General features: G+C 73.1%; 18 protein-coding genes. 11 read left to right on the top strand and 7 right to left on the bottom strand.

What is annotated here, in order from left to right; genetic code table 11:
* Positions 1–42: 42 nt before the first annotated feature.
* The 3 genes from OHS71_RS10525 to OHS71_RS10515 all read right to left on the bottom strand — a co-directional run bounded on the left by OHS71_RS10525 (position 43) and on the right by OHS71_RS10515 (position 2957).
* The gene (locus OHS71_RS10525; protein WP_328479124.1) at positions 43–1062 is read right to left on the bottom strand and encodes a substrate-binding domain-containing protein; all 1020 of its coding nucleotides are present in this window, start codon (positions 1060–1062) and stop codon (positions 43–45) included.
* A gap of 768 nt (positions 1063–1830) precedes the next feature.
* Positions 1831–2292 (bottom strand): DUF6114 domain-containing protein, encoded by a 462-nt coding sequence (locus OHS71_RS10520; protein WP_328479123.1) that lies wholly within the window; start codon positions 2290–2292, stop codon positions 1831–1833.
* A complete protein-coding gene (locus OHS71_RS10515; protein WP_328479122.1) occupies positions 2292–2957 on the bottom strand; it encodes a DUF6230 family protein in 666 nt (221 codons plus the stop codon). Before OHS71_RS10515 ends, OHS71_RS10520 begins: the two co-directional genes overlap by 1 nt.
* A 681-nt stretch (positions 2958–3638) precedes the next feature.
* Here OHS71_RS10515 and OHS71_RS10510 point away from each other — a divergent pair.
* Positions 3639–4274 (top strand): Tat pathway signal sequence domain protein, encoded by a 636-nt coding sequence (locus OHS71_RS10510; protein WP_328479121.1) that lies wholly within the window; start codon positions 3639–3641, stop codon positions 4272–4274.
* Positions 4275–4348: 74 nt separating this feature from the next.
* On the opposite strand, the gene OHS71_RS10505 is transcribed toward OHS71_RS10510, so the two are convergent.
* Entirely contained in the window at positions 4349–5296 is a 948-nt protein-coding gene (locus tag OHS71_RS10505) for a lytic polysaccharide monooxygenase (protein ID WP_328479120.1), read from the bottom strand.
* A 366-nt stretch (positions 5297–5662) separates the two neighbouring features.
* Here OHS71_RS10505 and OHS71_RS10500 point away from each other — a divergent pair, with 366 nt between their 5' ends.
* The 7 genes from OHS71_RS10500 to OHS71_RS10470 all read left to right on the top strand — a co-directional run bounded on the left by OHS71_RS10500 (position 5663) and on the right by OHS71_RS10470 (position 15882).
* Entirely contained in the window at positions 5663–7468 is a 1806-nt protein-coding gene (locus OHS71_RS10500) for a S8 family peptidase (RefSeq protein ID WP_328479119.1), read from the top strand.
* Between the two features lie 452 nt (positions 7469–7920).
* Positions 7921–8571, top strand: coding sequence for a ScbR family autoregulator-binding transcription factor (locus tag OHS71_RS10495; RefSeq protein WP_328479118.1), 651 nt, complete (start codon positions 7921–7923; stop codon positions 8569–8571).
* A 249-nt stretch (positions 8572–8820) separates the two neighbouring features.
* The gene (locus OHS71_RS10490) at positions 8821–10062 is read left to right on the top strand and encodes a damage-control phosphatase ARMT1 family protein (RefSeq protein WP_328479117.1); all 1242 of its coding nucleotides are present in this window, start codon (positions 8821–8823) and stop codon (positions 10060–10062) included.
* A gap of 230 nt (positions 10063–10292) precedes the next feature.
* On the top strand, positions 10293–12488 hold the full coding sequence (cyc2, locus tag OHS71_RS10485; RefSeq protein WP_328479116.1) for a germacradienol/geosmin synthase Cyc2: 2196 nt from the start codon (positions 10293–10295) through the stop codon (positions 12486–12488).
* Positions 12489–12595: 107 nt separating this feature from the next.
* On the top strand, positions 12596–13231 hold the full coding sequence (locus OHS71_RS10480; protein ID WP_328479115.1) for a PDZ domain-containing protein: 636 nt from the start codon (positions 12596–12598) through the stop codon (positions 13229–13231).
* 498 nt (positions 13232–13729) lie between these two features.
* Positions 13730–14851, top strand: a complete 1122-nt coding sequence (locus tag OHS71_RS10475; RefSeq protein ID WP_328479114.1) for an aminopeptidase P family protein — start codon at positions 13730–13732, stop codon at positions 14849–14851.
* Between the two features lie 53 nt (positions 14852–14904).
* Positions 14905–15882: an aminoglycoside phosphotransferase family protein gene (locus OHS71_RS10470; RefSeq protein ID WP_328479113.1), complete on the top strand. Its 978-nt coding sequence runs from the start codon at positions 14905–14907 to the stop codon at positions 15880–15882.
* A gap of 98 nt (positions 15883–15980) precedes the next feature.
* Here the strand turns inward: OHS71_RS10470 and treZ are convergent, their stop codons facing one another.
* Positions 15981–17726, bottom strand: coding sequence for a malto-oligosyltrehalose trehalohydrolase (gene treZ, locus OHS71_RS10465; RefSeq protein ID WP_328479112.1), 1746 nt, complete (start codon positions 17724–17726; stop codon positions 15981–15983).
* A 165-nt stretch (positions 17727–17891) separates the two neighbouring features.
* Here treZ and OHS71_RS10460 point away from each other — a divergent pair, with 165 nt between their 5' ends.
* The 3 genes from OHS71_RS10460 (at position 17892) to OHS71_RS10450 (ending at position 20538) form a co-directional block, all read left to right on the top strand.
* The gene (locus tag OHS71_RS10460; protein ID WP_328479111.1) at positions 17892–18443 is read left to right on the top strand and encodes a DUF1707 and FHA domain-containing protein; all 552 of its coding nucleotides are present in this window, start codon (positions 17892–17894) and stop codon (positions 18441–18443) included.
* 317 nt (positions 18444–18760) lie between these two features.
* The gene (locus tag OHS71_RS10455) at positions 18761–20089 is read left to right on the top strand and encodes a M14 family zinc carboxypeptidase (protein WP_443046900.1); all 1329 of its coding nucleotides are present in this window, start codon (positions 18761–18763) and stop codon (positions 20087–20089) included.
* Positions 20086–20538 (top strand): subtilase-type protease inhibitor, encoded by a 453-nt coding sequence (locus OHS71_RS10450; RefSeq protein WP_328479109.1) that lies wholly within the window; start codon positions 20086–20088, stop codon positions 20536–20538. Before OHS71_RS10455 ends, OHS71_RS10450 begins: the two co-directional genes overlap by 4 nt.
* A 231-nt stretch (positions 20539–20769) precedes the next feature.
* Here the strand turns inward: OHS71_RS10450 and OHS71_RS10445 are convergent, their stop codons facing one another.
* Both OHS71_RS10445 and treY read right to left on the bottom strand, forming a co-directional pair.
* Positions 20770–22020 (bottom strand): M14 family zinc carboxypeptidase, encoded by a 1251-nt coding sequence (locus OHS71_RS10445; protein ID WP_328479108.1) that lies wholly within the window; start codon positions 22018–22020, stop codon positions 20770–20772.
* Between the two features lie 230 nt (positions 22021–22250).
* Complete coding sequence (treY, locus tag OHS71_RS10440) at positions 22251–24602, bottom strand: malto-oligosyltrehalose synthase (RefSeq protein ID WP_328479107.1); 2352 nt, start codon at positions 24600–24602, stop codon at positions 22251–22253.
* Positions 24603–24622 lie beyond the last annotated feature (20 nt).

The raw sequence follows: 24622 nt of genomic DNA, 5'->3' as shown, positions 1-24622 counted from the left end.
AGCGAGGGGGAGGGGAGCGGGGACAAGGAGGGAACAGCCCGGTCAGCGGGTTCCGGCGGCGGCGAAGCGGGCGACCTCGGCGACGTTGGTCCTGGTGACGAAGGCCGGGCCGGTCAGGACGGGCGCCGCACCGCCGCCGCTGACGTTGCCGTTGTTCTTGTACAGCCAGAGGGCGTCGACGGCCAGATAGCCCTGGAGATACGGCTGTTGGTCGACAGCGAACTGCACGCTGCCGTCGCGCACCGCCGTGACCAGGTCCTTGTTCAGGTCGAACGTGGCGACCTTGGCCTTGCTGTCCGCCTTCCCGGCAGCCTGTACCGCGGCGAGCGCGAACTGCGCGCCGAGGGTGATGACTTCGTCGATGTCGGGTTCCTGTCGCAGACGCGCCTCGACCATGGCGGTCATGGCGTCCATGTCCGTACCGTCGACGTAGAGCATCTCGGTCTCGCCGGTGAACGTCTTCTTCACACCCGCGCAGCGCGCCTCGAGGGCGATGTTCCCCCGTTCGTGGATGACGCACAGGGCGTGCTTCGCGCGCAGGCCGTCGAGTTTGTCGCCGACGGCGCGGCCCGCGACGCTCTCGTCCTGGCCGAAGTACTCCAGAAGCCCGGCCGAACGCCAGGCGTCGATACCGGAGTTGAGTCCCACGACGGGTATGCCGGCCTCCTTGGCCCGAGCCACCGGACTCCTCATGGCCTGCGGCTTGGCGAGGGTCACCGCGATGCCGTCGACCTTGTCGCTGATCGCGTCCCGCACCAGCTCGGCCTGTCCGTCGGCGTCGGAGTCGCTGGCGTAGGTCAGATCGACGCCGTCCTTGGCGGCGGCGGTCTCGGCGCCCTTGCGTACGAGTTCCCAGAAGTCGTCGCCCTTGGCGCCGTGGGTGACGAGGGTGATCTTGAGCCGGTCGCCCGACCGGCCTGCCGCGTCCAGGTCCGAACCGGACGACGACGTGCTGCCGGAGCAGCCGGTCAGCAGGAGGAGACAGCAGGCCGCGGCCAGGGATGTGAGACGCACGGACCCGAGTGGCGCGGGAGCGGACGGAGCGGAGAGGGGGGTGTTCATAGAGGGCTGCACCTCGCTGTGCGGCAGAGCAGGGAGGACGGGGCGAGCGCCGCCGGAGCGAAGGGGTGGGCACCGGCGAGAGGGATTCGTTGGCTCGGAGCCAACCGTGTGTGACCGGTGGTAGTCAAGTGAGCAACCACGTGGTGTGAGGTGCTGCTGCCGCATCGTGATCCGGAACGCGGTGACGAGGGCGGGAAGCAGCATATGCGCAGCTGGATTGACCGATCGTCAATCCATAAGGGGAATGCGTCGACGGAGCGGGGTCCACGCGTCCGGAGCCGGTCCGGCTGCGCGGAGGAGGTGCGCGGAGGAGGCGTGCGGAGGAGGTGTGCGTCGAGGGCCACGCGGAGGGGACCACGCGCAGCGGGCTGTGCGGAGTGGTCCCGGCGAGGAAGGGCTGCCGTACGTCCGCGCTCGGCGGCAGCCCGGCGTCGACCCCGGGCCCGAGCGGCGGGCGCTGGTACGGGCACCGGGGAAGGGGGCGTGCGGGCGCGGGCGGGGTGCGGGCGCCGGCAGTGCTCACCGTGGTCCGGGCGAGGGCAGGGCGTGGGCGAGGGCGACGGCGACGGCCGGGTGTGGGCGAGGGTGAGGGTGCGGGTGTGGGCGAGCCGTCCGGTCCGCGCTTTCCGCCGCCCCGGCGCTCGGGGTGCTGTGGCCGGGGACACAACCGGCGGGGCCGGGAGCGGCCTGTGGTGCACAGGTCGTCCCGGCCCCGCCGGTGCAGCGACGTACGGCCGCACGGCCGCCGTCAGGTCCGTGACTCGCGGGTCAGGCCAGTCCGCCGGCTCCGGACAGCGGGCCGTCCTTGCGGGCGGACTCGGCGGACAGCTCCATGCCCGCCTCCTTTCGCTCCTGCCTGCGGCTCTTGCGCGGCTCCTGGTCGGGCAGCCAGCCGAAGGAGATGCTGCTGCCCACGGCCCCCAGCAGGAGGCCGACGACGAAGCCGCCGATGTTGGAGGTCAGCCAGGTGCCCAGGGAGAGCAGGATGGCGATGATCGAGTAGAACAGCCGCTGGGTCGGGTTGAAGAGGATCAGCAGACCGCAGACGACCATCAGGGTCGGCAGGAGGTAACCCGCCAGGCCCTGCATACCCACATGAAGGATGACCGGGAGCGGCGCCTTCATGGTCACCAGGATCTCGGCGCCGCCCAGGACGAGCAGCACGCCGCCTGCGAAGGGCCGATGGCCCCTCCACTCCCGGAAGCGGTCCCGCCACTCGGTGGAGGTCATTACTTGCAGCCCTGGCTGGAGAAGCTCATCTTGAGTCCCGGCAGCTTGAAGACGGCGGCGGTGGCCGCGTAGTTGTGCTGGTACAGGTTCTTGATGACGACCGTGTCCGCCTGCTGGCCGTAGACACCCGCGGGGCCCTGGATCGGGACCTTGTCGAAGGTGCTGGAGTCGCGTCCGATCTCGATGTTGTTGAACTCGGCGTCGCCCGAGATCTCGTCGGAGTCGATGGCCAGGTTCTTCACGCTCACCGGGGTGGAGCCCCCGCCGGCCCGGAGGATGAGCTGGATGCCGCCGAGGTCGACGCTCTGGCACATGTTGGTGATCTTGCCGTTCTTCACGACCGAGGTGACGACCAGGACCTGGCCGCCGGTGTCGCCCTGGTTGGGGCTGTTCTCGATCATGTTGTCCAGGCCGCCGAACTGCGCGAAGCCCTCACCGTCGAGCCTGTCGGCGGTGACCACGAACGGCATGCCGGAGATCGCGAACTGGACGCCCAGGGCGCCCTGTGCGGTGAGGACCGCGAGCCCTGCGGCGACGAAGGTGGCGGGCACCGCCATGACGGCGGCCCGGCGCAGCCGGACCCGGCCGCGTCTCTCTGCGGAACCGCTTTCGGGGTTCTCGGGGGTGTTGTCGGCGGACGAATTGACGTCCGGGGACGAGGCCATGTCTGCTCCCATGCACTTGGTCATGCGGGTTGGGCTTCAGTGGCACGTTGTCCTGGCGCGGACAGCGGCTGCCGCGCACGCCCTTCACGACTCCCGGAAACCGCAAGGGCTTTCTGGTTACGCGGCAGTAGCCATCGAGGAAGTTACCGATGGTTACACCAGACGGTCAAGGGAGATGTGGAAAAAGAGTGTTCATTTTGTGCCACCTGCGGGACACCCGATCCGCCAGGCTCACGTTCACATCTGTCGGAACATCAACTTACCCTCAACACCTTGACGTTGACTGCCCATCAGGTCTACAACTCTCCCTGGCTCAGCCGGGATCCGTGGCGCCGGATCCGCAGCGCGGCGAGATCGCCGCGCTCCCGGACGCTTTTCAGCCAGTGAGGGCCACTCGGTCCCGAGCTCGATCCCACCACGGCACCGGTACGGCCGCTTCCCCCCAGCGGGCCGCGACCGGTCGCCCCTCCCCGCCCGGCCCGCTCGGAGTCACTCACCAGTGCCTCCGGACGGTCACCGGCTGGCCGCCGTTGCCGGTCCGTCACGTACGGAGAAGGCGTCACGGGCCGGCATCGGCGGACGCCGACCGCGTCCCCCTCCTGTTGTGACCAGCAACGCGCCGGTTCACCCCTGCACGACCGACCCCCCGAAAAAGCCCCACTCCGAGAAAGAGGCACCCGCATGCGCACTCGCTCCCTCCTCGCCCTCGCCGGTACTGTCGCCGCGCTCTCGCTGACGGCCGTCACCCCGGCCTCCGCGGCCGGCGCGGTGCTGACGACCGCCAACGGCGACGTCGTCGTCGGCGACGTCCTCAACGCCTCCCTCGCCACCGGCACGACCGCCACGCTGTACTCCAGCGCGACCGGGACCAGCGGCGTCTCCTGTGCCGCGTCCGCCTTCAGCGCCACGGTCACCGGCAACCCCACCGCGCCCGGCACCGCCACCGAGTCGCTCACCGGACACACCTTCGGCAGCTGCACCGCGAACGTCATCGGTGTGCTCGGCGTCACCGGCGTCACGGTCAACAACCTGGCCTACACCACGAGCGTGGCCTCGGACGGCACCGTCACCGTGACCCCGGCGAGCGGCTCCACCATCCAGACCACGGTCGTGCTGCGCACCCTGCTGGGCAGCATCAACTGCGTCTACCAGGCGCCCAGCCTGACCGGCACGGCGAACAACGATGACAACAGCATCAACTTCACCAGCCAGCAGTTCACCAAGACGTCCGGCTCGTCGCTCTGCTTCGCCAACGGCTACTTCACCGCCAAGTACTCCCCGGTGACCGACGCGGGTGCGCCCGTCACCGTCAACTGAACACGTCGGAACTGACTGAGAACGGTCGGCCCTGCGATCGGCGAAGACACGACTGAGCGCCGTGCGAACGGAGTTCAGCGCCGACGCAGGCGCGCGACAAGGGCGGCGCCGCCGGTGAGCACCAGCACCGCAGCGGCGCCGCCCGCCAGCATGGGCGCGGAAGGCCCGCCGCCGGTGGTGGACGCCACCGGGGTGCTCTCGGGACGCGCGCCGTCGGCCGCCTGTGCGGGTACGGCGCCGGAGGCGGTCGAGGCCGACGGACCGGGGGACGACGGACCGGGGGCCGACGGACCCGGCGTCGCGCTCGCGGACGCCCGCGGCGTGGCCGGGACGGGCTTCTTCGTCGTCGGCGCGCTCTCGGCCCCGCTCTGCGCACCCGCCTTCGGGAACACCACGTCCGAGCACGAGTAATAGGTGTCGGGCGTACTGCTGTTCTGCCAGATCGTGTACAGCATCTGACGTCCCGTCCGGTCGGCGGGCAGCTTCGCCGTGAGGTGGTAGGCGCCGTTCGTCAGTGCCGGGTCCTTGATCTCGGCGAACGGGCTCGCCGGCAGATCGGACCAGGTGAGCGGCTTCGACGGGTCGTACCCCGGCTTCGTCAGATACAGCTTGAACGTACCGGTGTGCGCGATCGTCGAGGCGTACGTCATACGCAGCGTCCCGCCCGGGGTGAGCCGGGTCGACGGCCAGTCGGCCCGGGCCAGGTCGAGTCCCCGGTACGCGGGCAGACCGCCGCTGCACAACTTCCCGTCCGGGATGGCCTGCCGGTCACGCCCGTTCACGTTCGCCACCCGCAGGTTGTCCCACTCGGCGAAGGACCTTCCGTTCGCGTCGACGGCGGCCCGGCAGGCCGCGGTTCCCGCGTCGGCGCCGCCCTCGGGGGAGCAGGCGAACACCCGGCTGACCGGATCGGTCGGGGCGCCGTGCGCCTGGGCGGGTCCGGCGGCCCACAGGCCCAGCAGGAGCGGGCTCACTGCGGCGGCCGCGAAGGCCGCGGTGCGTTGTGCGGTCGTGCGGGGCATCGGCGACGTCTCCTCGGCCGGCGCGGGAACGGTCTGTCGTCAGTACGGGAACCGGGCCCGCCGCGTTCAGCGCACCGCCCCACGGAGTCCCGCGCCGCCCGGACGGGATCAATTCGGGCGACCGCGGTCCGGTCGTGTGCGTCAAGGGTGGGATTCCGGCCGGATCGAGGGATTCCCCTGTATCCGGATGACTGATTCTTTGCCTATCGTTCCAGCACAGCCGACCCACAGGTAACCCCGAGGGGGTCGGCTCCCGCGCCCGGCCGGCCTTTCCCCCGCCCTTCGAGGCACCCCCCGCCGCTTCCCCGTCGAAGCGAATCGACCGCCGCTCCGCCCTGTCCGGAGCCGGTCACGAAAGGCACACCCTTGCGCACCTCACCCGCCCTGAGACGAAAGCTCATATCCGTCGCCGCGGCTTCGGCGGCCCTGCTCACCGCCGCGTCGACCGCTTCGGCCGCCGCCCAGGACACAGCCCCCCAGGGCCCTGCTCTGCCCGCCGCCCAGACCGAGGCCGCGCCCGGCACCCCGGCCGAGCGCCTCATCGTCGGCTACAAGCCCGGCGCCGCGGAGGCGAAGTCGAACCCCGCCGCCGAGGCCGACGCCGCGGCCAAGGGCCAGGAGAGCAGCGAGGACGTCGACTTCCGGCGCCGTCTCGGCACCGGCGCCGCCCTCGTCGACCTGGGTGACGACCTCACGAAGGCGGACGTCGCCGACGTCGTCGCCCGGTACCGGGCCGACCCCCAGGTCGCCTATGTCGTCCCGGACCGGCTGAACAAGCCGAAGGCCGACCCGAACGACACCGAGTACACCAAGCAGTGGGACCTCTTCGAGTCCACCGCGGGCATGAACGTGCCGGGCGCCTGGACCACTTCGACGGGTACCGGCGTCACCGTCGCCGTCATCGACACCGGTTACGTCGCCCACACCGACCTCGCCGCGAACATCGTCGGCGGCTACGACTTCATCGCCGACACCGCGGTCTCCGTCGACGGCGACGGCCGTGACAGCAACCCGGCGGACCCGGGCGACTACTACGCGGCCGACGAGTGCGGCTCCGGCATCCCGGCGAGCACCTCCTCCTGGCACGGCACCCACGTGGCGGGCACCATCGCCGCCGTCACGAACAACGGCAAGGGCGTCGCGGGCATCGCGTACGGCGCGAAGATCTCCCCTGTTCGTGTGCTCGGCAAGTGCGGCGGCTACGACTCCGACATCATCGACGCCATCACCTGGGCGTCCGGCGGCACCGTCTCCGGTGTCCCGGCCAACTCCAACGTCGCCAAGGTCATCAACATGAGCCTGGGCGGCGACGGGGCGTGCACCTCGGCGACCCAGAGCGCGATCACCGCGGCCGTGAACCGGGGCACGACCGTCGTGGTGGCCGCCGGCAACGAGAACGACAACGTCGCGAACCACTCGCCGGGCAACTGCAACAACGTCATATCGGTCGCCGCGACCAACCGGACCGGCGCCAGGGCGTCCTACTCCAACTACGGTTCCCTCGTGGACATCTCGGCGCCCGGCGGCCAGACCAGCACCGGCACCGCGAACGGCATCCTGTCCACCCTGAACTCCGGGACCAAGACGCCGTCGAGCGAGTCGTACGCCTACTACCAGGGCACCAGCATGGCCACCCCGCACATCGCGGGCCTGGTCGCGCTGGTCAAGTCGGCGAACTCCACGCTGACTCCCGCGCAGATCGAGGCGGCCATCAAGAGCAACGCCCGCGCGCTGCCCGGCGCGTGCTCGGGCGGCTGCGGTGCGGGTCTGGCGGACGCGGCCAGGACGGTGCAGGCGGTGAGCGGCTCCGGCGGCTCCACGGGGGGCACCACCTTCTCCAACACCACCGCGCTCGCGATCCCGGACAACGGTTCCGCCGTCGAGTCCTCCATCACCGTCAGCGGCCGCACGGGCAACGCCCCGAGCACCCTCCAGGTCGGTGTCGACATCACCCACACCTACCGCGGCGACCTGGTGATCGACCTCGTGGCGCCGGACGGTACCGCCTACCGGCTGAAGGCCGCCAGCTCCTCGGACTCGGCCGACAACGTCAGCACCACCTACTCGGTGAACGCCTCGAGCGAGACCGCCAACGGCACCTGGAAGCTGCGCGTCCAGGACACGGCGGCGCAGGACACCGGCACGCTCAACAGCTGGAAGCTGACCTTCTGAGCGAACTCGACGTCGCCGCGCGCGACGAACAGTGGGCGGGCCGGCCGGTGTCGATGGACACTGGCCGGCCCGCCCACTGTTCGTCTCCGGCGAGGCGAGGCGAGGCCGGGTGCGGGTGCGGGTGCCGGTGCGCGGGCCGCAGGGCGCCATGGCGTGCCGGCCGTCGGTGACACGTGTCGTCCGGAACGCTCTCACACGCCCTCCTCCAACGATCCACAAGCGGAAACCGCACACCCCGTCTTTTTTGATCCCGCTCGACCATGCCGCCGGAACGTTCTCCGTGGGAGGCTTGAGGGGACTGGTCGGCGGCAGGGCGCAACTCGCGGGCAGGCGAGGGGCGTCGGCGGCTTCCGGTCCCCCCGTCATGACCGTCTTACAGTGAGCTATTGTGTACGCGGGGTAAGAAAAAACGGCATGACCCGTTCGTTACCGGCCCGGGAGAGTACCAGTCGATGGCGAGGCAGTTACGCGCCGAACAGACCCGCACGACGATCATCACGGCCGCCGCCGACCTGTTCGACCGGCACGGCTACGAGTCGACAAGCCTCAGTGACATCGTCGAGCACGCTCACGTCACGAAGGGGGCCCTCTACTTCCACTTCGCGGCGAAAGAGGATCTGGCCCACGCCATCATGGAGTTGCAGTCCTCGGCCGCCCGCCGGATCGCCGGTGAGATCGACGACCGTGGCTACGCCTCCCTGGAGGCCCTGATCCGTCTGACGTTCGCCCTGACGCGCCTGTCGGTCGAAGGCCCGATCGCGCGGGCCGGCCTGCGGCTCGCCACGGGGGGCGTGGCGGTCCGACCGCCCTTGCCGCACCCCTTCGTGGAGTTGCTGGACCTGATCACGCGCCGGCTCGTCGGCGCGCTCAAGGAGTCGGACCTCCACCCGGACGTGGATGTCGAGGCCGTGGCCCACTCACTGGTCTGCTTCTTCGTCGGCACCCGGGTCGTCGGCCGGTCCCGCGAACCCACCGGCCGGCTGCCCCGCCGGATGGCCGAGATGTGGCACGTCCTCATCCGCGGCCTGGTACCGGTACCGCGCCGGCCGCGCTATCTCAGCCTCGCGGCACGACTGGAGCGGGAGATCATGGCGGCGGCGTGAGGGACGTGGGACGCGAGGCGCGCGGCCGACGCGCGGGCGTCGCGCGGCCATGGTGCGGCGGCAGCCGGTGATCGGCCGTCAGTCGGGTGACGGCCGGTGGCCGGCCGTGGTGGGAGCGAGGGCGGCCCGGTCGTGGTGCGGGGGATCGAAGGGCGGCCCGGCCGGCGCCGGTGGACGCCCCGGTCGCCCGCCGTGTGGGGTGGGTGACGGTCGGCTTTCGTGACACACCCCCGGGATACGGTGAGCCGTATGTCCGACATCTCCGCGCCGCCCGTGATCCTCGGCAATGAGCCCGGCTCCTTCCCCCGCAGCGTCCTGGCCGAACGGCACCCGGCGATCATCCGGCAGGTGCGGGACGCCTTTCCCTACGGTCCCGACGTCCACCGGGGGCTGGACGCGCTGCTGGACAGCTGCACCGAGGGAGTGATCGAACCGCTCCCGGCCGCGGCGCCGGACCGGGACCGGTGGCGCGGTTGGGGTCTCGACGCGTATGTCGGCCGCTCCTGGTTCGAGGTGCCCTGGCTGTGGTCGGAGAGCTACTTCTACCGCCGACTCCTCGAAGCCGTCGCCTACTTCGGGCCCGGCCCCTGGCAGGGCATCGACCCGTTCCGCCCCTTCAAGCTCGCCGAGCTCGACGCGCCCGAGACCGAGGAGGAGTTGAACGTCCTCGACACCCTGGCGGCCCGTCCGCCCGGCGAACGGGACCGCGCCCTGCTGCACGGCTCCCTCTGGGGCAACCGCGCCGACCTCGGCTTCCGGCTGTCCGACGCCGAGGCCGAGGAGCGGGCCGCCGTACCGGGACTGGTCGCCGACGACAGCGGGACGCTGTGGTCGCTGCTGCCGGACCCGGCTGCGGGTGCCGCCGCGGGTGCGGGTGTGGACGCCGGTGGCAGGGCAGACGCCGACGCCCCCGGTACCCGCACCCTGTGTCTGATCGCCGACAACGCGGGCCGTGAGCTGATCCCGGACCTCCTTCTGGCCGCCCACCTCCTCGAGCAACGGCGGTGCGACCACGTCGTGCTGCACGTGAAGCCGTACCCGTACTACGTCTCCGACGCCACGACGGCCGACGTCGTGGACGCGCTCAGGAGGCTGACGGCGGCGCGAGGAGCGGCCGGCGACCACGGCAGGCGACTGTGGGCGGCCATGTCCGACGGCACCCTCACGGTCCGTGCCCACCCGTTCTCCGCCTCCCCGCTGCCCTACGCCGCCATGCCGGGCGACCTGCGCGCCGACTTCGCGACGGCCGCCCTGACGATCGTCAAGGGGGACCTCAACTACCGCCGTCTGGTGGGCGACAGCCGGTGGCCGCCGACCACCCCCTTCGCCGACGTCACCGCGTACTTCCCCGGTCCGGTCGCGGCCCTGCGCACACTGAAGTCCGACGTGATCACCGGTCTGGACGCCGACACGGAGGCCGCCCTGGTCGCCGCCGAGGGGCAGCGCTGGCGCACCGGGGGAACACACGCACTCATCCAGGTCCGGGAGTGACGTCCCCGGCACCGCGAACCGCACCGAACCGCCGGGTGAACGCGACCTGATCAGCACGCCGGCCCGCCGCCGTCCATGATCCCTGGAGGACGCGCAGGTCGCCGGAGGGCGGCAACGGCGAGGGTGCCAAGTCCCCTACGGCGCACGGCATCGCGCCCCCGGTTCACGCGATGGTGTGATCATGTGCCGCGCCGCGGATGACGGTTCCGGCCCCCGGGTAGGGCCCGGCCATGACGCAACCGTTCGAACTCCCGCACTTCTACATGCCGCATCCCGCGCGGCTGAACCCGCACGTCGAGGAGGCGCGGGCCCACTCCACGCAGTGGGCCCGCGACATGGGCATGCTGGAGGGGTCCGGGATCTGGGGACAGGCCGACCTGGAGGCGCACGACTACGGCCTGCTGTGCGCCTACACCCATCCCGACTGCGACGGTCCCGCACTGTCGTTGATCACCGACTGGTACGTGTGGGTGTTCTTCTTCGACGACCACTTCCTCGACATGTTCAAGCGCACCCCGGACCGCGCGGCCGGCAAGGCCCACCTGGACCGGTTGCCGCTGTTCATGCCGCTGGACCTGTCGACACCCGTGCCCGAGCCGCAGAACCCGGTCGAGGCGGGCCTCGCCGACCTGTGGGCGCGCACGGTGCCGGCCATGTCGCAGGACTGGCGGCGCCGTTTCGCCGTCGCGACGGAACACCTGCTCAACGAGTCGATGTGGGAGCTGTCCAACATCAACGAGGGGCGGATCGCCAACCCCGTCGAATACATCGAGATGCGGCGCAAGGTGGGCGGAGCGCCCTGGTCGGCGGGGCTCGTGGAGTACGCGACCGCCGAGGTGCCGGCCGCGGTCGCCGGGTCGAGGCCCCTCAGGGTGCTGATGGAGACCTTCTCCGACGCCGTCCACCTGCGCAACGACCTGTTCTCCTACCAGCGCGAGGTCGAGGACGAGGGCGAGAACAGCAACGGCGTGCTCGTGCTGGAGACGTTCTTCGGCTGCACCACCCAGGAGGCCGCCGACACCGTCAACGACATCCTGACCTCCCGCCTCCACCAGTTCGAGCACACCGCGTTCACCGAAGTGCCCGCGGTGGCCCTGGAGAAGGGCCTCACCCCCGACGAGGTCCTCGCGATCGCCGCCTACACCAAGGGCCTCCAGGACTGGCAGTCCGGCGGCCATGAGTGGCACATGCGCTCCAGCCGGTACATGAACAAGGGCGCCACCACCGACGCGCCCTGGCAGAGGCTGACCGGGCCCGGCACCTCCGCCGCCGACGTCGGCGCGCTGCTCGCCTCGGCCGCCTCGGAGCGGCTGCGGGCCTACGTCCACGTGCCGTTCCAGCAGGTCGGCCCGTCGCTGCTGCCCGACTTCCACATGCCCTTCCCGGTGGAGTTCAGCCCGCACCTGGAGGCGTGCCGCCCGCGTCTGAGGGCCTGGTCGCACCGGATGGGCATCCTGGAGGAGGGTGTCTGGGACGAGGACAAACTCGCCGCCTACGACCTCCCGCTGTGCTCGGCCGGCCTGGACCCGGACGCCACCCCGGAGGCGCTCGACCTCAGCGCCCAGTGGCTCGCCTGGGGCACCTACGGCGACGACTACTACCCGCTCGTCTTCGGTAACCGCCGCGACCTCGCCGCCGCCCGCCTGAGCACGGCCCGGCTGTCCGCCTGTATGCCCGTCGACGGTGAGGCGGCGCCCGTCGTCCCCGTCAACGGCATGGAGCGGGCACTGATCGACCTGTGGGCGCGCACCACCGCCGAGATGACCCCCGACCAGCGGCGGACCCTGCGCGACGCGGTCGACACGATGACCGAGAGCTGGGTGTGGGAGCTGTCCAACCAGTTCCAGAACCGCGTGCCCGACCCGGTCGACTACCTGGAGATGCGCCGCGCGACCTTCGGCTCCGACCTCACGCTGAGCCTGTGCCGTATGGGCCAGGGCCCGGCCGTGCCGCCGGAGATCTACCGCAGTGGCGTCGTGCGGGCGCTGGAGAACGCGGCCGTCGACTACGCCTGTCTCACCAACGACGTCTTCTCGTACCAGAAGGAGATCGAGTTCGAGGGCGAGATGCACAACGCGATCCTCGTCGTGCAGAACTTCTTCGGCTGCGACTATCCGACCGCGCTCGGCATCGTCCACGACCTGATGACCCGGCGCATGGAGCAGTTCGAGCATGTGGTCGCGCACGAACTGCCTCTTCTCTACGACGACTTCGGCCTGTCGGCCGAGGCGCGCGAGGCCATGGGGAACTATGTCGCCGATCTTCAGAACTGGCTGGCCGGCATCCTCCACTGGCACCGAGAGGTCGACCGCTACAAGGCGGAGTACCTGGGCCGCCGCACCCACGGCTTCCGCCCGGACGTCGCGCCGACGCCACCGGCTCCGCACCTCCTGATCTCCGGCAAGGGCGTGGCCGCCCGCCCGTGACGCACGGTGGGGCCCGGCCCTGCCTCCCCTGCCCCTGGGTCAGTCTCACTCGTTCGTGGCTCGTGACGCGCGCGGCCGGCGGGTAGATCGCCAGCCGGAGGCGATCCATGGAAGAGACAGCGCTGCGTCCCAAGCCCCTGCCCGGTTCCGAGCCCGGCGGCGGTGCCGGGCCGGGTGGCCAGGGACGGCGCCCGCACGCCGCGCGCCGTCGCGGCCGACGGCTGACGACCCTGCTGCTCGGTCTGCTCGCCGGCGCCGTCCTGGTCCTGACCGGCGTCGGACTCGGCACCGTGGGGGTGACGGTCATCGGCATGAACGGGCCGGCCGGGCTGCAACGGCACGCTGAGCCGGGCGCACCGGGCGCCGGGTCGGCCCCGGGCCGGGCCGGGCCGGCTCTGCCGTCCGGGTCGTCCCCGCTGTCCGGGCTGTCAGGGCTGTCAGGGTCGTCACGGACGGCCACCGTGCCGCCGCGCCCGCCCCGCGCCACCCTGGGCCTGGAGGCCGTGGACGCCGAGCGCACGGGTGCCGAGATCGTCGCCGTCCACGTTCCGGGCCCCGGCTGGACGGCGGGCCTGGTCCGCGGCGACGTCGTGCTGAAGTTCGGCGGCACCGGGATCGGCTCGGCGACGGACCTCGCCGGTGCGGTCGAGGAGGCACGTCCGGGCGTGAGGATCACCATGACGGTACGTCACCGTGACGGTGGGTACAGGTGGCTGACGGTGACCCCCGGAGTCGTCACGTGAGAGGCGGTCCGCAGGGCCGCCCGCGCCACCGGGCCCCGGGCCCCGGGCCCCCGGCCCCTCGCCGCGACCACCGGGCGGACCACGGGCCACCTCGGACGGCCGCCCGCCACCGTGAGCGCCGTCCGCGGCTCCTCCCTGCGGCCTGCCTGAGCGGCCCCGACCTCTCGCCGCATCCCCCGGACAGCACCCTGCCCATCGTCGAGCAGTCGCTGCGCGGCCGCGCGCAGCCGCCGCTCCCCCCCTCGAACGTGCTGGGCGTGGTCGGCGCCGCCGTGCTCCCCGGCCTGCGGAGGGCGCCGGACGGCTGACGCCCGACGGACGGACCCGGGACGGGCACAGGGCTGTCCATGACCCCCGACCGACGGACCGGCCGCCCGAAACCTCGCCAACCGGCTCGCGCGACCCCGTCCCTAAGGGCAGGATGCTGCCCGTGGTCGTCACGGCCGCGTCACCACGTCCGTCACACGTCAGTCACCACGTCCTTACCGGGAGGTCCGGATGACCGGCACCGCGCCCTTCACCGCCGACGACTACCGGGCCCGCATGCAGCGGGCCGCGCGCGAGGCCGCCGAGGCCGGACTCGCCGGCCTTCTCGTGGCGCCCGGACCCGACCTCGTATGGCTCACCGGTTACGCGCCCACCGCCGCGACCGAACGGCTCACCCTGCTCGTCCTCACCCCCGGCCGGGACCCCGTCCTCGTCGTGCCGACGCTGGAGGCCCCCGACGCCGCGAAGGCGGCCGGCGCCCCCGCGCTCACCCTGCGGGACTGGACCGACGGCAAGGACCCCTACGCCGCCACCGCCGGCCTCCTCGGCACCGGCGGCCGGTTCGGGATCAGCGACAACGCCTGGGCGATGCACCTGCTCGGCCTCCAGAAGGCGCTGCCCGCCACCTCCTACGCCTCCCTCACGGAGGCCCTGCCGATGCTGCGCGCCGTCAAGGACGCGGCGGAGCTGGAGCTGATGGCGGCCGCGGGAGCGGCCGCGGACGCCACGTTCGAGGAGATCCGCAAGGTCCGCTTCAGCGGGCGCAGGGAGACGGAGGTCGGCGCCGACCTCGCCGACCTGCTGCGCCGGTCCGGGCACTCCCAGGTCGACTTCACCATCGTCGCCTCCGGACCGAACGGCGCCAACCCGCACCACGAGGTCGGCGACCGGACCATCGAGGACGGCGACATGGTCGTCCTCGACTTCGGCGGGCTCAAGGACGGCTACGGCTCCGACACCTCCCGCACCGTGCACGTCGGCGAACCCACCGAGGAGGAGCGGCGGGTCCACGACGTCGTGCGCGAGGCCCAGGAGGCGGGTTTCCGTGCGGTGCGGCCCGGAGTCGCCTGCCAGGAGGTCGACCGCGCCGCCCGTGCGGTGATCGCCGACGCCGGGTACGGCGCGTACTTCATCCACCGCACCGGGCACGGCATCGGCGTCACCACCCATGAGCCGCCGTACATGATCGAGGGCGAGGAGCGGCCCCTGGTGCCCGGCATGTGCTTCTCCGTGGAGCCCGGCGTCTACCTGCCGGGACGGTTCGGCGTGCGCATCGAGGACATCGTCACCGTCACCGAGGACGGCGGTCGCCGTCTCAACGACACCACCCGCGAGCTGGTCCTGGTGGGCTGACCCCACCCCCCCCAGGAGTCCCCGGCATCCCTCCGAACGGCAACGGCGCGATCATGAGTCAGGCACCGACACCCACCGCGGACACCGTCCGCCGGCTGGTCCGCGCTCTCCTCGAGGAGGGCGGCGCGAGCCGCTCGGGACCCGAGGTACGGCCCGTCGTCGAGGGCGGCTCGCCGTCCACCTGGTGGGTCGGCACCCGCCATGTGCTGCGCCTGGCCACGGACCGTGAGACGGCCCTGCGCCGCCGCCGCGAACTGCGGCTGCGCGACCTCGTCCGCCCGTACGTCCAGGTCGCCGTGCCCACCAGCGTCGCGCACGGCGACTGGTCGCCGGGGCTGGTGTACACCCTCGACACCAAGCTGCCCGGCGGCACCGCCGAGGAGCACGACGTGTCCGCCGTCGGCGAAGCAGACCTCGCCGGGCTGCTGAGAGGGCTGCGCGAGGTGCCGCCCCGGCAGGCCGAGGCGCTCGGCGTGCCACGTGCCGCCCCGCGCTCCCTGGAGGCGCTGCGCCGGATGGCCGTGGCCGTCGCCGAACGCCTCGCCCGCGCCGACGAGTTCGACCCCGCCCGGCTCCACCAGCTCACCTCGCCCGGCGCGGCCCAGCTCGCCGCCCAGCCCGCCGGCGCCGTCCTCGTCCACCACGCTCTGCGCGGCGAGCACCTGGTGGTGAGCGCCGACGGCCGGGTGCGGGGCGTCCTCGACTGGACCGGCGCGGTCCTCGGGGACCCCGCCGAGGACATCGCCGGGCTCGCCCTAGCCGTCGGCTCCGGTGCCGCCGTCCGCGCCGCCACCCTCGCCGGTTACGGAGCCCGCCCCTGTCTGCGCGGCCTGTGGCTGGCCCGCTGCGACACCGTCGTCCGCCTCGCGGAACGCCTCGACGGCCGCGCCGCCGGCCCCCGGGACGCCGAAGCGCTCACCCTCCCGCGGACCCAGCTGGCACGGGCCTGGGAGGCGATCCTGCTGGAGCGCGTGACGGAGTTCCGCGAAGAGGGCGAGATCGGGGCGGACGGGCCGGACGAAGAGGCGTGAGAGGGGCCTGGGCGCGAGGGCGGGGCAGGGGCGGGCGAAGGAGGTCACTCCCCGCTGCCCGCCACACCCCGCTCCCCCCCCGATCCTCCGGTTCCGACTCACTCCTGCTCCAGCACCACGCACGATTCACCGGGCACGTGCAGCAGCCCGTCCGGGCCGGGTACGTCCACCGGATCCCAGGCGGCGAGCACCCGGGCCGGGCGAGGACCCAGGGGGATCGCCGCCGGCGCCTTGCCGAGATTGACGGCCACCCGGACGTCGCCGCGCCGGAACGCCAGCCAGCGGGCCTGCGTGTCGTAGGCGACCTTGATGTCGGCCAGGTCGGGATCGGTGAGGTCCGCGGTCGCGTGCCGCAGCGCGATCAGCTCGCGGTACCAGGCGAGCACGCGCGCGTGGGGCTCGCGTTCCGGTTCCGACCAGTCCAGGCACGAGCGCTCGCGTGTCGCCGGGTCCTGCGGGTCGGGCACGTCCTCCTCGGCCCAGCCGTGCGCCGCGAACTCCCGCCGCCTGCCCCGCCGTACGGCCTCGGCGAGCTCCGGGTCGGTGTGGTCGGTGAAGTACTGCCAGGGCGTGCCCGCCGCCCACTCCTCGCCCATGAAGAGCATCGGCGTGAACGGGGCGGTCAGCGTCAGTGCCGCGGCGCAGGCCAGCAGGCCGGGGGAGAGGGACGCGGCGAGGCGGTCGCCCAGGGCCCGGTTGCCGATCTGGTCGTGGGTCTGGGTGTAGCCGAGGAGCCGGTGCGCGGGCAGGCGGGAGCGGTCCAGCGGACGGCCGTGGCCCCGGCCGCGGAAGCCGGAATACGTGCCGTCGTGGAAGAAGCCGCCGGTGAGGGTCTTGGCGATCGCGGCGAAGGGGTCGCGTGCGAAGTCCGCGTAGTAGCCCTGGGACTCGCCGGTGAGCGCGGTGTGCAGGGCATGGTGGAAGTCGTCGTTCCACTGCGCGTGCAGCCCGAGGCCCCCCTCACGGCGCGGTGTGATCAGCCGCGGGTCGTTCAGGTCGGACTCGGCGATCAGGAACAGGGGCCGGCCCGTCTCCGCGGCGAGCGCGTCGACCGCCGACGACAGCTCCTCCAGGAAATGGCACGCGCGCGTGTCGGCCAGCGCGTGCACCGCGTCCAGCCGCAGCCCGTCCAGCCGGTAGTCGCGCAGCCAGGCCAGCGCGCTGCCCAGCAGGTAGGCGCGCACCTCGTCGGAGCCGGGCGCGTCCAGGTTGATGGCGGCGCCCCACGGCGTGTGGTGCGTCTCCGTGAAGTACGGGCCGAACACGGGCAGGTAGTTGCCGGAAGGCCCCAGGTGGTTGTGGACGACGTCCAGGACGACGCCCAGACCGAGCGCGTGGGCGCGGTCGACGAACCGCTTCAGCGCCTGCGGGCCGCCGTACGGCTCGTGCACCGCCCACGGCGCCACCCCGTCGTACCCCCAGCCGTGCCGGCCGGGAAAGGCCGCCAGCGGCATCAACTCCACGTGTGTCACGCCGAGTTCGACGAGATGCGGCAGGCGTTCGGCTGCCGCGTCGAGCGTGCCCTCCCGGGTGTACGTGCCCACGTGCAGCTCGTACAGGACCGCGCCCGCCAGCGGCCGGCCGGACCACTGCGTACGCCACTCGTGGCGTGCCTGGTCGACGAGCGCGCTCAGCCCGTCCGGGCCGTCCGGCTGGCGCCGTGAGCGGGGGTCGGGGCGGACGGGCCCGTCGTCCACCGCGAACCCGTACCGCGAGCCGTCCGAGGCCTCCGCCTCGCCGGTCCACCATCCCGCCCGGTCCGGATCGCGCTCCAACGCGCGGGTGACGCCGTCGCACTGGAGCGTCACACGTTCGGCCTGCGGTGCCCACACCTCGAACTGCACGGACGGTTCCCCTTGATCTGCTCACCGTGATGTAGCCCGTCCCCTCCATCGTGCTCCACCCGAGGTCAATCCGCTTTTGTAACACTCCCATTGGCGGCACGCGCGTGTGCCGCGCATTTCCTGGTCTTCTGGACACCCGGAGCCCGCTGACCGACAATCACCACCGTGACGTCGTCTTTCGAGTTCAACACGTACCCCGCGCGGCTGTCCGACGTGGAGCGGGACCGGGCGCTGAAGGTGCTGCGTGACGGCGTCGCCATGGGGCGTCTGTCGCACGACACGTTCATCCGGCGCATGGAGCTGGCTCTCGTCGCCCGCCGCTCCGACGAGCTCGCCGTGCTCACCGCCGACCTGGCCAGGGAGAACCGGTTCTCCCGGGCCCTCTTCGGCACCGTCGAGGCGGTCTCCGGTTTCACCGTCCGGGTGCGCCGCGCCTGGCAGGCCGAGCGGCTGCCCAAGCTGCTGCTGCCGCACCCCGGGACCGAGCGGGCGCTGCGCATCGGCCGCGACCCCGCGAGCGGCCTGCGGCTGACCCACGAGAGCGTCTCCAGGGTGCACGCCGAACTGAGCCGCCAGGGCGGGATGTGGATCCTGCGCGACCTCGGCTCGACCAACGGCACCACGGTCAACGGACGCCGGGTCATCGGCGCCGCCGTGGTCCGCGAGGGCGACCAGGTCGCCTTCGGCCGGATGGCCTTCCGTCTCTCGGTGAACTGACCCGCGGACCCGCCTCTCCGTCGCGCGGCCCGCGGGCCGGTTTCGCGTCGCGGCTCCCGGGGGCGCGCTCGACGCCGGCGGGGCGGCCCGTCGGCCCGTACGGCCGGCCGTGAACCCGCGGAGCGGGGCGCACCGCCCAGACGATGCGGCCCACCGGTCCGCCCCGGTCGTCCCAGATCGCCCAAGTCGCCACCTGTGTCGCGGTGTTGACGTACCCCCGGCTCATGACTCACTGTGCGTACACCAGATACGCCAGGTGAACCGACGGCACCGCCTTGTGGAGGTGTGCCCTGCCGCCACTCCTCCGTTACCCGACCGTGGACGAACTCGCGGCCCGCGCGGCAGCGCTCGCCGTCCGCAGCTCCGGGGACGTCCGGCTGCGCCGCGTCGGGGTCTCGCGCGCCGGCTCGCCCCTGTGGCTGCTCTCCGTCGGCCGGGGCGCCCGCCAGGCCCTCGTGGTCGCCGGACCGCACGCGAACGAGCCGGTCGGCGGGGCCACCGTCCTGCGGCTGGCCGAACGCGTCCTGGCCGATCCGCGGCTCACCGTCGGCGCCGACGCCACCTGGAACCTGCTGCTCTGCCTCGACCCCGACGGGTTGCGCCGCAACGAGGACTGGCTCTCCGGTCCCTACAGCCTCGGCCGCTACTTCCGGCACTTCTTCCGGCCGGGCTTCCTGGAACAGCCGGAGTGGCTGCCCGACGGCGCGGCCGCCGCCGCGCTGCCGGAGACCCGTACGCTGCTGCGGCTCCAGGACGAACTGAAACCCTTCTTCCAGTGCTCGCTGCACGGTGTCGACGTCGGCGGCGCCTTCGTGGAACTCACCCGCGACCTGCCCGGGCTCTCCCGGCGCGTCGCCCACGCCGCCGCCCGCCTCGGCATCCCCCGTGAGCTCGGGCCCTACGACACCCTGTACTGGCCCTGTCTGGGACCCGCCGTCTACCGGATCCCGCCACCGCACCGGGGCGACCGCGCCGCCGCCATCACCGAGGCCGCCGTCGAGTCGACCTGGTACCACCCGCACCGGTACGGCACGGTCACCGCGGTCGTCGAGGCGCCCATGTGGGGCGTCGCCGCCGTGGAGGACGGCTCGCCGCCCGCCGACCGGGACGCGGTGCTGCGCACGGTGAGCGCCGCCCTGCGCCATGACGCACAGTTGCTGGAACGTATCCTCACGCGGGTGCGGCCCCACCTCACGGGCGCCCCCGACGCGGCCCGTCTGCTCGCCCCGGTCGACGACTACGTACTGGTCTGCCCCGGCCTGGCGGACGCCTGGGACCCCGCCACCGCCGACCCCGCCCGCCCGCTGCCCCCGCTCAATGCCGGCCACCTGGCCGCCCTGCGCATCGCCGGCCGCCGTATCGCCGTGCGGACGGCGGGCCTGCTGCACCAGCTCGTCACCGCCACCGGCCGCGATCCCGCCGGCGCGCTGCCGGAGCTGGACGGCCTGATCGACGCCTGGTGCGCCGGATACCAGGAGGAGTGCGGGGCGCGCTGGATCCCCGTCGCGCGGCAGGCGGAGTACCAGGCGCGGGTCGTGCTGGCCGCGTTCGAGCTGGCGGGCCGCCGTGCCGCCGAACCCGCCGGTGCCCGTTCGGGTGAGTCGGACTGGGGTACGGAGCCGGCCGTGCCGATGCATCGGGAATGACGACCTTCCTCACCTGTCTCCGGTCGGCGAAAGCCGTACGCCGCGCGCTCCCGGCCGCCGCCCTCCTCCTCGCCGCCGGCGCCGCCCCCGCCGTCGCGGTCTCCCACGACGGCCTGCCCGGCAACTGGCTCCAGCTCACCGTCACCCACGGCGACTCCCGCTCCAGCGACACCCGGGGGACCCTGCTGCTGTGCGACCCGCCCCAGGGCCACTCCCGCGCCGCGGAGGCCTGCGACGTCCTGGCACGCGCCGACGGGAACGTCGACGCCCTCACCGGGGACAGCGGGCGCGTCTGCACGCTCGTGTACGCGCCGGTGACCGTGCGCGCGCAGGGCCGGTGGAACGGACGCCCGGTCGACTACCAGCGCACGTTCGGCAACGACTGCGAGCGGGAGGCGCTCACGGGGGCCGTGTTCGCCCTGGACGACCAGGAGGTGCCCGAGGCCTGACCCGCACCGGGTGGCCACGGACGGCGTCTGCCCGTGGCCACCCGGCCCGGGCTCGCTGTCCCGGTCCCACGCGGCCCGGATTCGCTGTCCCGGTCCCGCGCGGCCGGATTCGCCGTCCCGGCCCCACCCGGCCCGGATTCGCCGTCCTGGCCCCACCCGGCCCGGATTCGCCGTCCCGGCCCCACCCGGCCCGGGCTCGCCGTCCTGGCCCCACCCGGCCCGGCGCCGCCCTCAGGCCGCCCGTTCACGGGCGTGCAGGGCCGCCGCCACTACCGTGCGGGACTGGTGCTCGACCTGGTGCTCCAGAGGCACCCACCGGGCACGGAAGCGGTAGGCGAAGGCATCGCTCCACGTCTCGACGAGCTGCTCCAGACGCGGAGCGGCGTGATCGTCGCTCTCCTGGAGCACCCGCCACAGCATCGCCGCCGCCCGCAGCGGCAGCCGGCGGGCGAAGGCGTCCACGCTCCCGACGTAGGCCATCGTCGTGCTGGCGGGCGGGGTGTCCGTCCAGTCCGCGGCCAGTCCCGGCACCAGCTCCAGCCCCCACTTCGCCGCCCGCAGCAGGGGCCCGTCGACGCCCTCCAGACGCGGCAGTGCCTCGAGGAGGACCCGCTCCACCTCCGTCGTGTCCCGCAGCAGCCGCCGCGCCAGCCGCCGTATCGCCGCGGCCGGGGCGGGGTGCGGGGCCGGGTCGTCCACCATGTCGCTCGCCCACATCGGCACCTCCACCACCGCGGTCAGACCGCCGTAGCGATGGGCGTGGTACCAGGTGCTGTGCCGTGCGTCGTCCGGCATGCTCGGGTACGCGGCCCCCACCCCGGCGGCCGGCATCACGTGCACACCGGGTCCGGACGCGGGCCAGCCCGCCGCGTCGGAGGCGCCCGTCTCCACCGGAATGTGCAGCTGGGCGGCGGACTTGGCGAAGGGCTCGGCGAGACCCGGGATGTCCTTGGTCAGCTGCACCCAGCTGCCGCCCAGATCGGTGCCGTGCAGGGTCACCTGGAGGTAGGGCCGCAGCTCGTCGATGACCCGGATCAGCGCGCGCGTCTCGGGCGGCAGGCGGTCCGGCGGCAGCACGGCGGGGGACCACTCCGGCTGCTCGGGACCTGCGGGCCGGAAGAAGCCCAGATGGTACTCCAGCAGGCTGCGCGGCGCCGGGGTCACATGCAGACTCGCCCCGTCGGGATCCGCGCACAGCAGGAAGTGCCAGGACGTCCCGTCCCGCAACTCCCTCTCCTGCACGGCCCGTTCGGCGAGCGCCAGCAGTGTCGAGCCCCCGGTCGGCTCGTTGGCGTGAGCACCCGCGACGACGAGCACGGCCCGCCGGGCGTGTCCCACGGACAGCAGGTGAAGAGGCCGGCCCGCACGGGAGACCCCCACCTGCCGCAGGACGCACAGACCGGGTTGGCGCGCGGTCAACGCCCGGGCGGCGGAAGTCAGTTCGGTCACAGTGGGGTAGCGCGGCTCCGGCAGAGGACTCACCCCCGTATTCGTCCGTCCGGCCTTCGCATCCGCAGTACCCCATGGTCTCCGGAAACTGTCAAGAACGCCTGCGGGAGGCTCCGGGGAGCGCTCGGGTGCACGCGCCCGCGGAGGGCACGGACGTCACACTCCGCACTCCTCGTACCCGGCGGCGGCCACACCGACAGGAGGGGCCGTCGGCATGCGGGCGTCCGGTCGTCACCCGCCCGCGCCCGGCTCGGCGCGCCGCCTCACTCCACCCGCTCCAGCAGCGCCACCGGCAGCCGCTCGAACAGCTCCGCCACGCGCACGTGCCCCGCGAACTCCCGCCCGGGAGCCAACACGTCGGTCCAGGTCCCCGGCGGCAGCGTCAGCCGGGTCTCGCGCCAGCCGCCCGCCTCCGCCAGCCGCAGCGACAGCCGCGTCACGGCCGTGACGACCCGTCCGGAGCGTGCGAACGCCAGGCAGTGGGCCGCGGCCGGGCCCTCGGCGGACAGCGGCTCGTACCCGGCCGACTCCCCGAAGACCTCCGGCCGCCGCCGGCGCAGCCGCAGCGCGGCCCCGGTCACCGTGTCCTTGTCGCCCGGAGCCTCCGGCGGGAACCGCACCGGCCGCCGGTTGTCCGGGTCCACCAGCGCCCGGTACTCGCTCTCCGTCCCCTGGTAGACGTCCGGCACCCCCGGCATCGTCAGCTGCACCAGCGCCGTGCCCAGCACGTTCGCGCGGATGTACGGCTCCAGGGCGGCGCGCAGCGCGGCCACCCGTTCGCCCGGCACCCCGCACGGCCCCGACGTCACGAACGCGGCCACGGCCTCCTCGTACGGCGGCTCCTGCTCGGTCCAGCTCGTGTACATGCCCGCCTCGCGCGCGTGCTTGAGCACCGCCTCCTGGACGCGCTCGGGGGACGCCGGGCCGAGTCCGAAGACCGTCTGCCAGGCGGCCCACGCCAGCTGCCCGTCCGGCACGTCCTTCTCCGCGCGCGTGGCCTCCTCCAGGACCTCCGCCCAGCGCCCCGGGCACTCGGTCAGCACGGCGAGCGCGGCACGCACGTCGGCGCTGCGCTTGGTGTCGTGCGTCGACACGACCGTCCCGGTGGCCGGCCAGTCGCGCTGCACGCGCGCGCAGTAGGCGTGGAAGCCGGCCGGGGACACGCCCGGGGCGCCGGGGTCGCCGCCCACCTCGTTCGCCGCCAGCAGCGGTGTGTACCGGTAGAACGCGGTGTCCTCGACCGACTTGGCGCGCAGCGCGGACGCCGTCTGCGCGAACCGGGCCCGGAACTCCGCCCCGGCCGCGCCCTCCCCGCCGAGCACCAGTCCCCGCACCACGTCGACCGCGCCCGCCTCCTCCGGCACGACGAACGCCTCCCGCGCCTGCGCCGCCGCCTCCTCGGTGACGACGACGGCCGGGTCGCCCGAGGTGTACGGCCGGTAGACCTCCAGGCGCACGAGCAGCTCCTCCAGGGCCGTCCGCAAAGCCCAGGGCGCGCGGTCGCGCAGCGCGGGGTCGTCCGACGCGGCGCACACCCGGGACGTCACCCGCGTCAGCCGTTCCGTCTCGGTCGCCAGCTCGTGCCTGAGCACCTTGTAGGCCGCCCGCCGTACCGTCGCCGCCCAGTCGCCGCCCCGGTCCGTCTGCGGGGCGGCGAAGCGCCGGTAGCGGTCCAGCAGCTCCCCGGCCCCCACAGGGTCCGTGAACAGGCCGTCGACGTGACGCAGGGCGTCGTAGCCGGTGGTTCCGGCCACGGGCCAGGCGTCCGGCAGGCGCTCCCCGTCGGCCAGGATCTTCTCGACCACCGTCCAGCGGCCGCCGCTCGCCGCGTGCAGCCGCTCCAGGTAGGCGTCGGGGTCGGCGAGACCGTCGGGGTGGTCCACGCGCAGTCCGTCGACGACGCCCTCGCGCAGCAGACGCAGGATCGTGCCGTGGGTGGCCTCGAACACCTCCGGGTCCTCCACCCGCACCCCGATGAGCTCGGAGATGCTGAAGAAGCGCCGGTAGTTCAGCTCGGTGCGGGCCAGCCGCCACCACACCGGCCGGTACCACTGGGCGTCCAGCAGACGCGGCAGCGGCAGCTCCGCGGTGCCCTCCCGCAGCGGGAAGACGTGGTCGTAGTAGCGCAGGACGTCACCGTCCACCCGGAGGTGTTCCAGCTCGGTCCCGGCGGGGTGGCCGAGCACCGGGAGCAGCACCTGACCGCCCTGTGCCTCCCAGTCGATGTCGAACCAGCGGGCGTAGGGCGACTTCGGGCCCTCCCGCAGCACCTCCCACAGGGCGCGGTTGTGACGCGGGGCCATCGCCATGTGGTTGGGCACGATGTCCACGACCAGCCCGAGCCCGTGCTCGCGCGCGGTACGGGCCAGCGCCCGCAGCCCCTCCTCCCCGCCCAGCTCCGCGCGCACACGCGTGGGGTCCACGACGTCATAGCCGTGCGGGGAGCCCGGTACGGACTCCAGGACGGGGGACAGGTGCAGATGCGAGACGCCGAGCGAGGCCAGGTACGGCACGGCCGCCGCGGCCGCCCCGAACGGGAACTCGGGCTGGAGCTGCAACCGGTAGGTGGCCGTCGGCGGCACGGGGACGGAGGCGTCACGTAGCTCAGGGCTCATGACACCCTACGTACCCGTCC

This window comes from Streptomyces sp. NBC_00377, assembly GCF_036075115.1.
Classification (GTDB): domain Bacteria; phylum Actinomycetota; class Actinomycetes; order Streptomycetales; family Streptomycetaceae; genus Streptomyces.
The sequence above is the reverse complement of the archived record's forward strand: the minus strand, read 5'-3'. Positions and strand labels throughout refer to the sequence as shown.

What these genes read in the sequence shown, in the direction of transcription:
- OHS71_RS10525 (WP_328479124.1), bottom strand. Translation starts at nt 1,062, where the DNA reads ATGAACACCCCCCTCTCCGCTCCGTCCGCTCCCGCGCCACTCGGGTCC.
- OHS71_RS10520 (WP_328479123.1), bottom strand. Translation starts at nt 2,292, where the DNA reads ATGACCTCCACCGAGTGGCGGGACCGCTTCCGGGAGTGGAGGGGCCAT.
- OHS71_RS10515 (WP_328479122.1), bottom strand. Translation starts at nt 2,957, where the DNA reads ATGGCCTCGTCCCCGGACGTCAATTCGTCCGCCGACAACACCCCCGAG.
- OHS71_RS10510 (WP_328479121.1), top strand. Translation starts at nt 3,639, where the DNA reads ATGCGCACTCGCTCCCTCCTCGCCCTCGCCGGTACTGTCGCCGCGCTC.
- OHS71_RS10505 (WP_328479120.1), bottom strand. Translation starts at nt 5,296, where the DNA reads ATGCCCCGCACGACCGCACAACGCACCGCGGCCTTCGCGGCCGCCGCA.
- OHS71_RS10495 (WP_328479118.1), top strand. Translation starts at nt 7,921, where the DNA reads ATGGCGAGGCAGTTACGCGCCGAACAGACCCGCACGACGATCATCACG.
- OHS71_RS10490 (WP_328479117.1), top strand. Translation starts at nt 8,821, where the DNA reads ATGTCCGACATCTCCGCGCCGCCCGTGATCCTCGGCAATGAGCCCGGC.
- cyc2 (WP_328479116.1), top strand. Translation starts at nt 10,293, where the DNA reads ATGACGCAACCGTTCGAACTCCCGCACTTCTACATGCCGCATCCCGCG.
- OHS71_RS10480 (WP_328479115.1), top strand. Translation starts at nt 12,596, where the DNA reads ATGGAAGAGACAGCGCTGCGTCCCAAGCCCCTGCCCGGTTCCGAGCCC.
- OHS71_RS10475 (WP_328479114.1), top strand. Translation starts at nt 13,730, where the DNA reads ATGACCGGCACCGCGCCCTTCACCGCCGACGACTACCGGGCCCGCATG.
- OHS71_RS10470 (WP_328479113.1), top strand. Translation starts at nt 14,905, where the DNA reads ATGAGTCAGGCACCGACACCCACCGCGGACACCGTCCGCCGGCTGGTC.
- OHS71_RS10450 (WP_328479109.1), top strand. Translation starts at nt 20,086, where the DNA reads ATGACGACCTTCCTCACCTGTCTCCGGTCGGCGAAAGCCGTACGCCGC.
- treY (WP_328479107.1), bottom strand. Translation starts at nt 24,602, where the DNA reads ATGAGCCCTGAGCTACGTGACGCCTCCGTCCCCGTGCCGCCGACGGCC.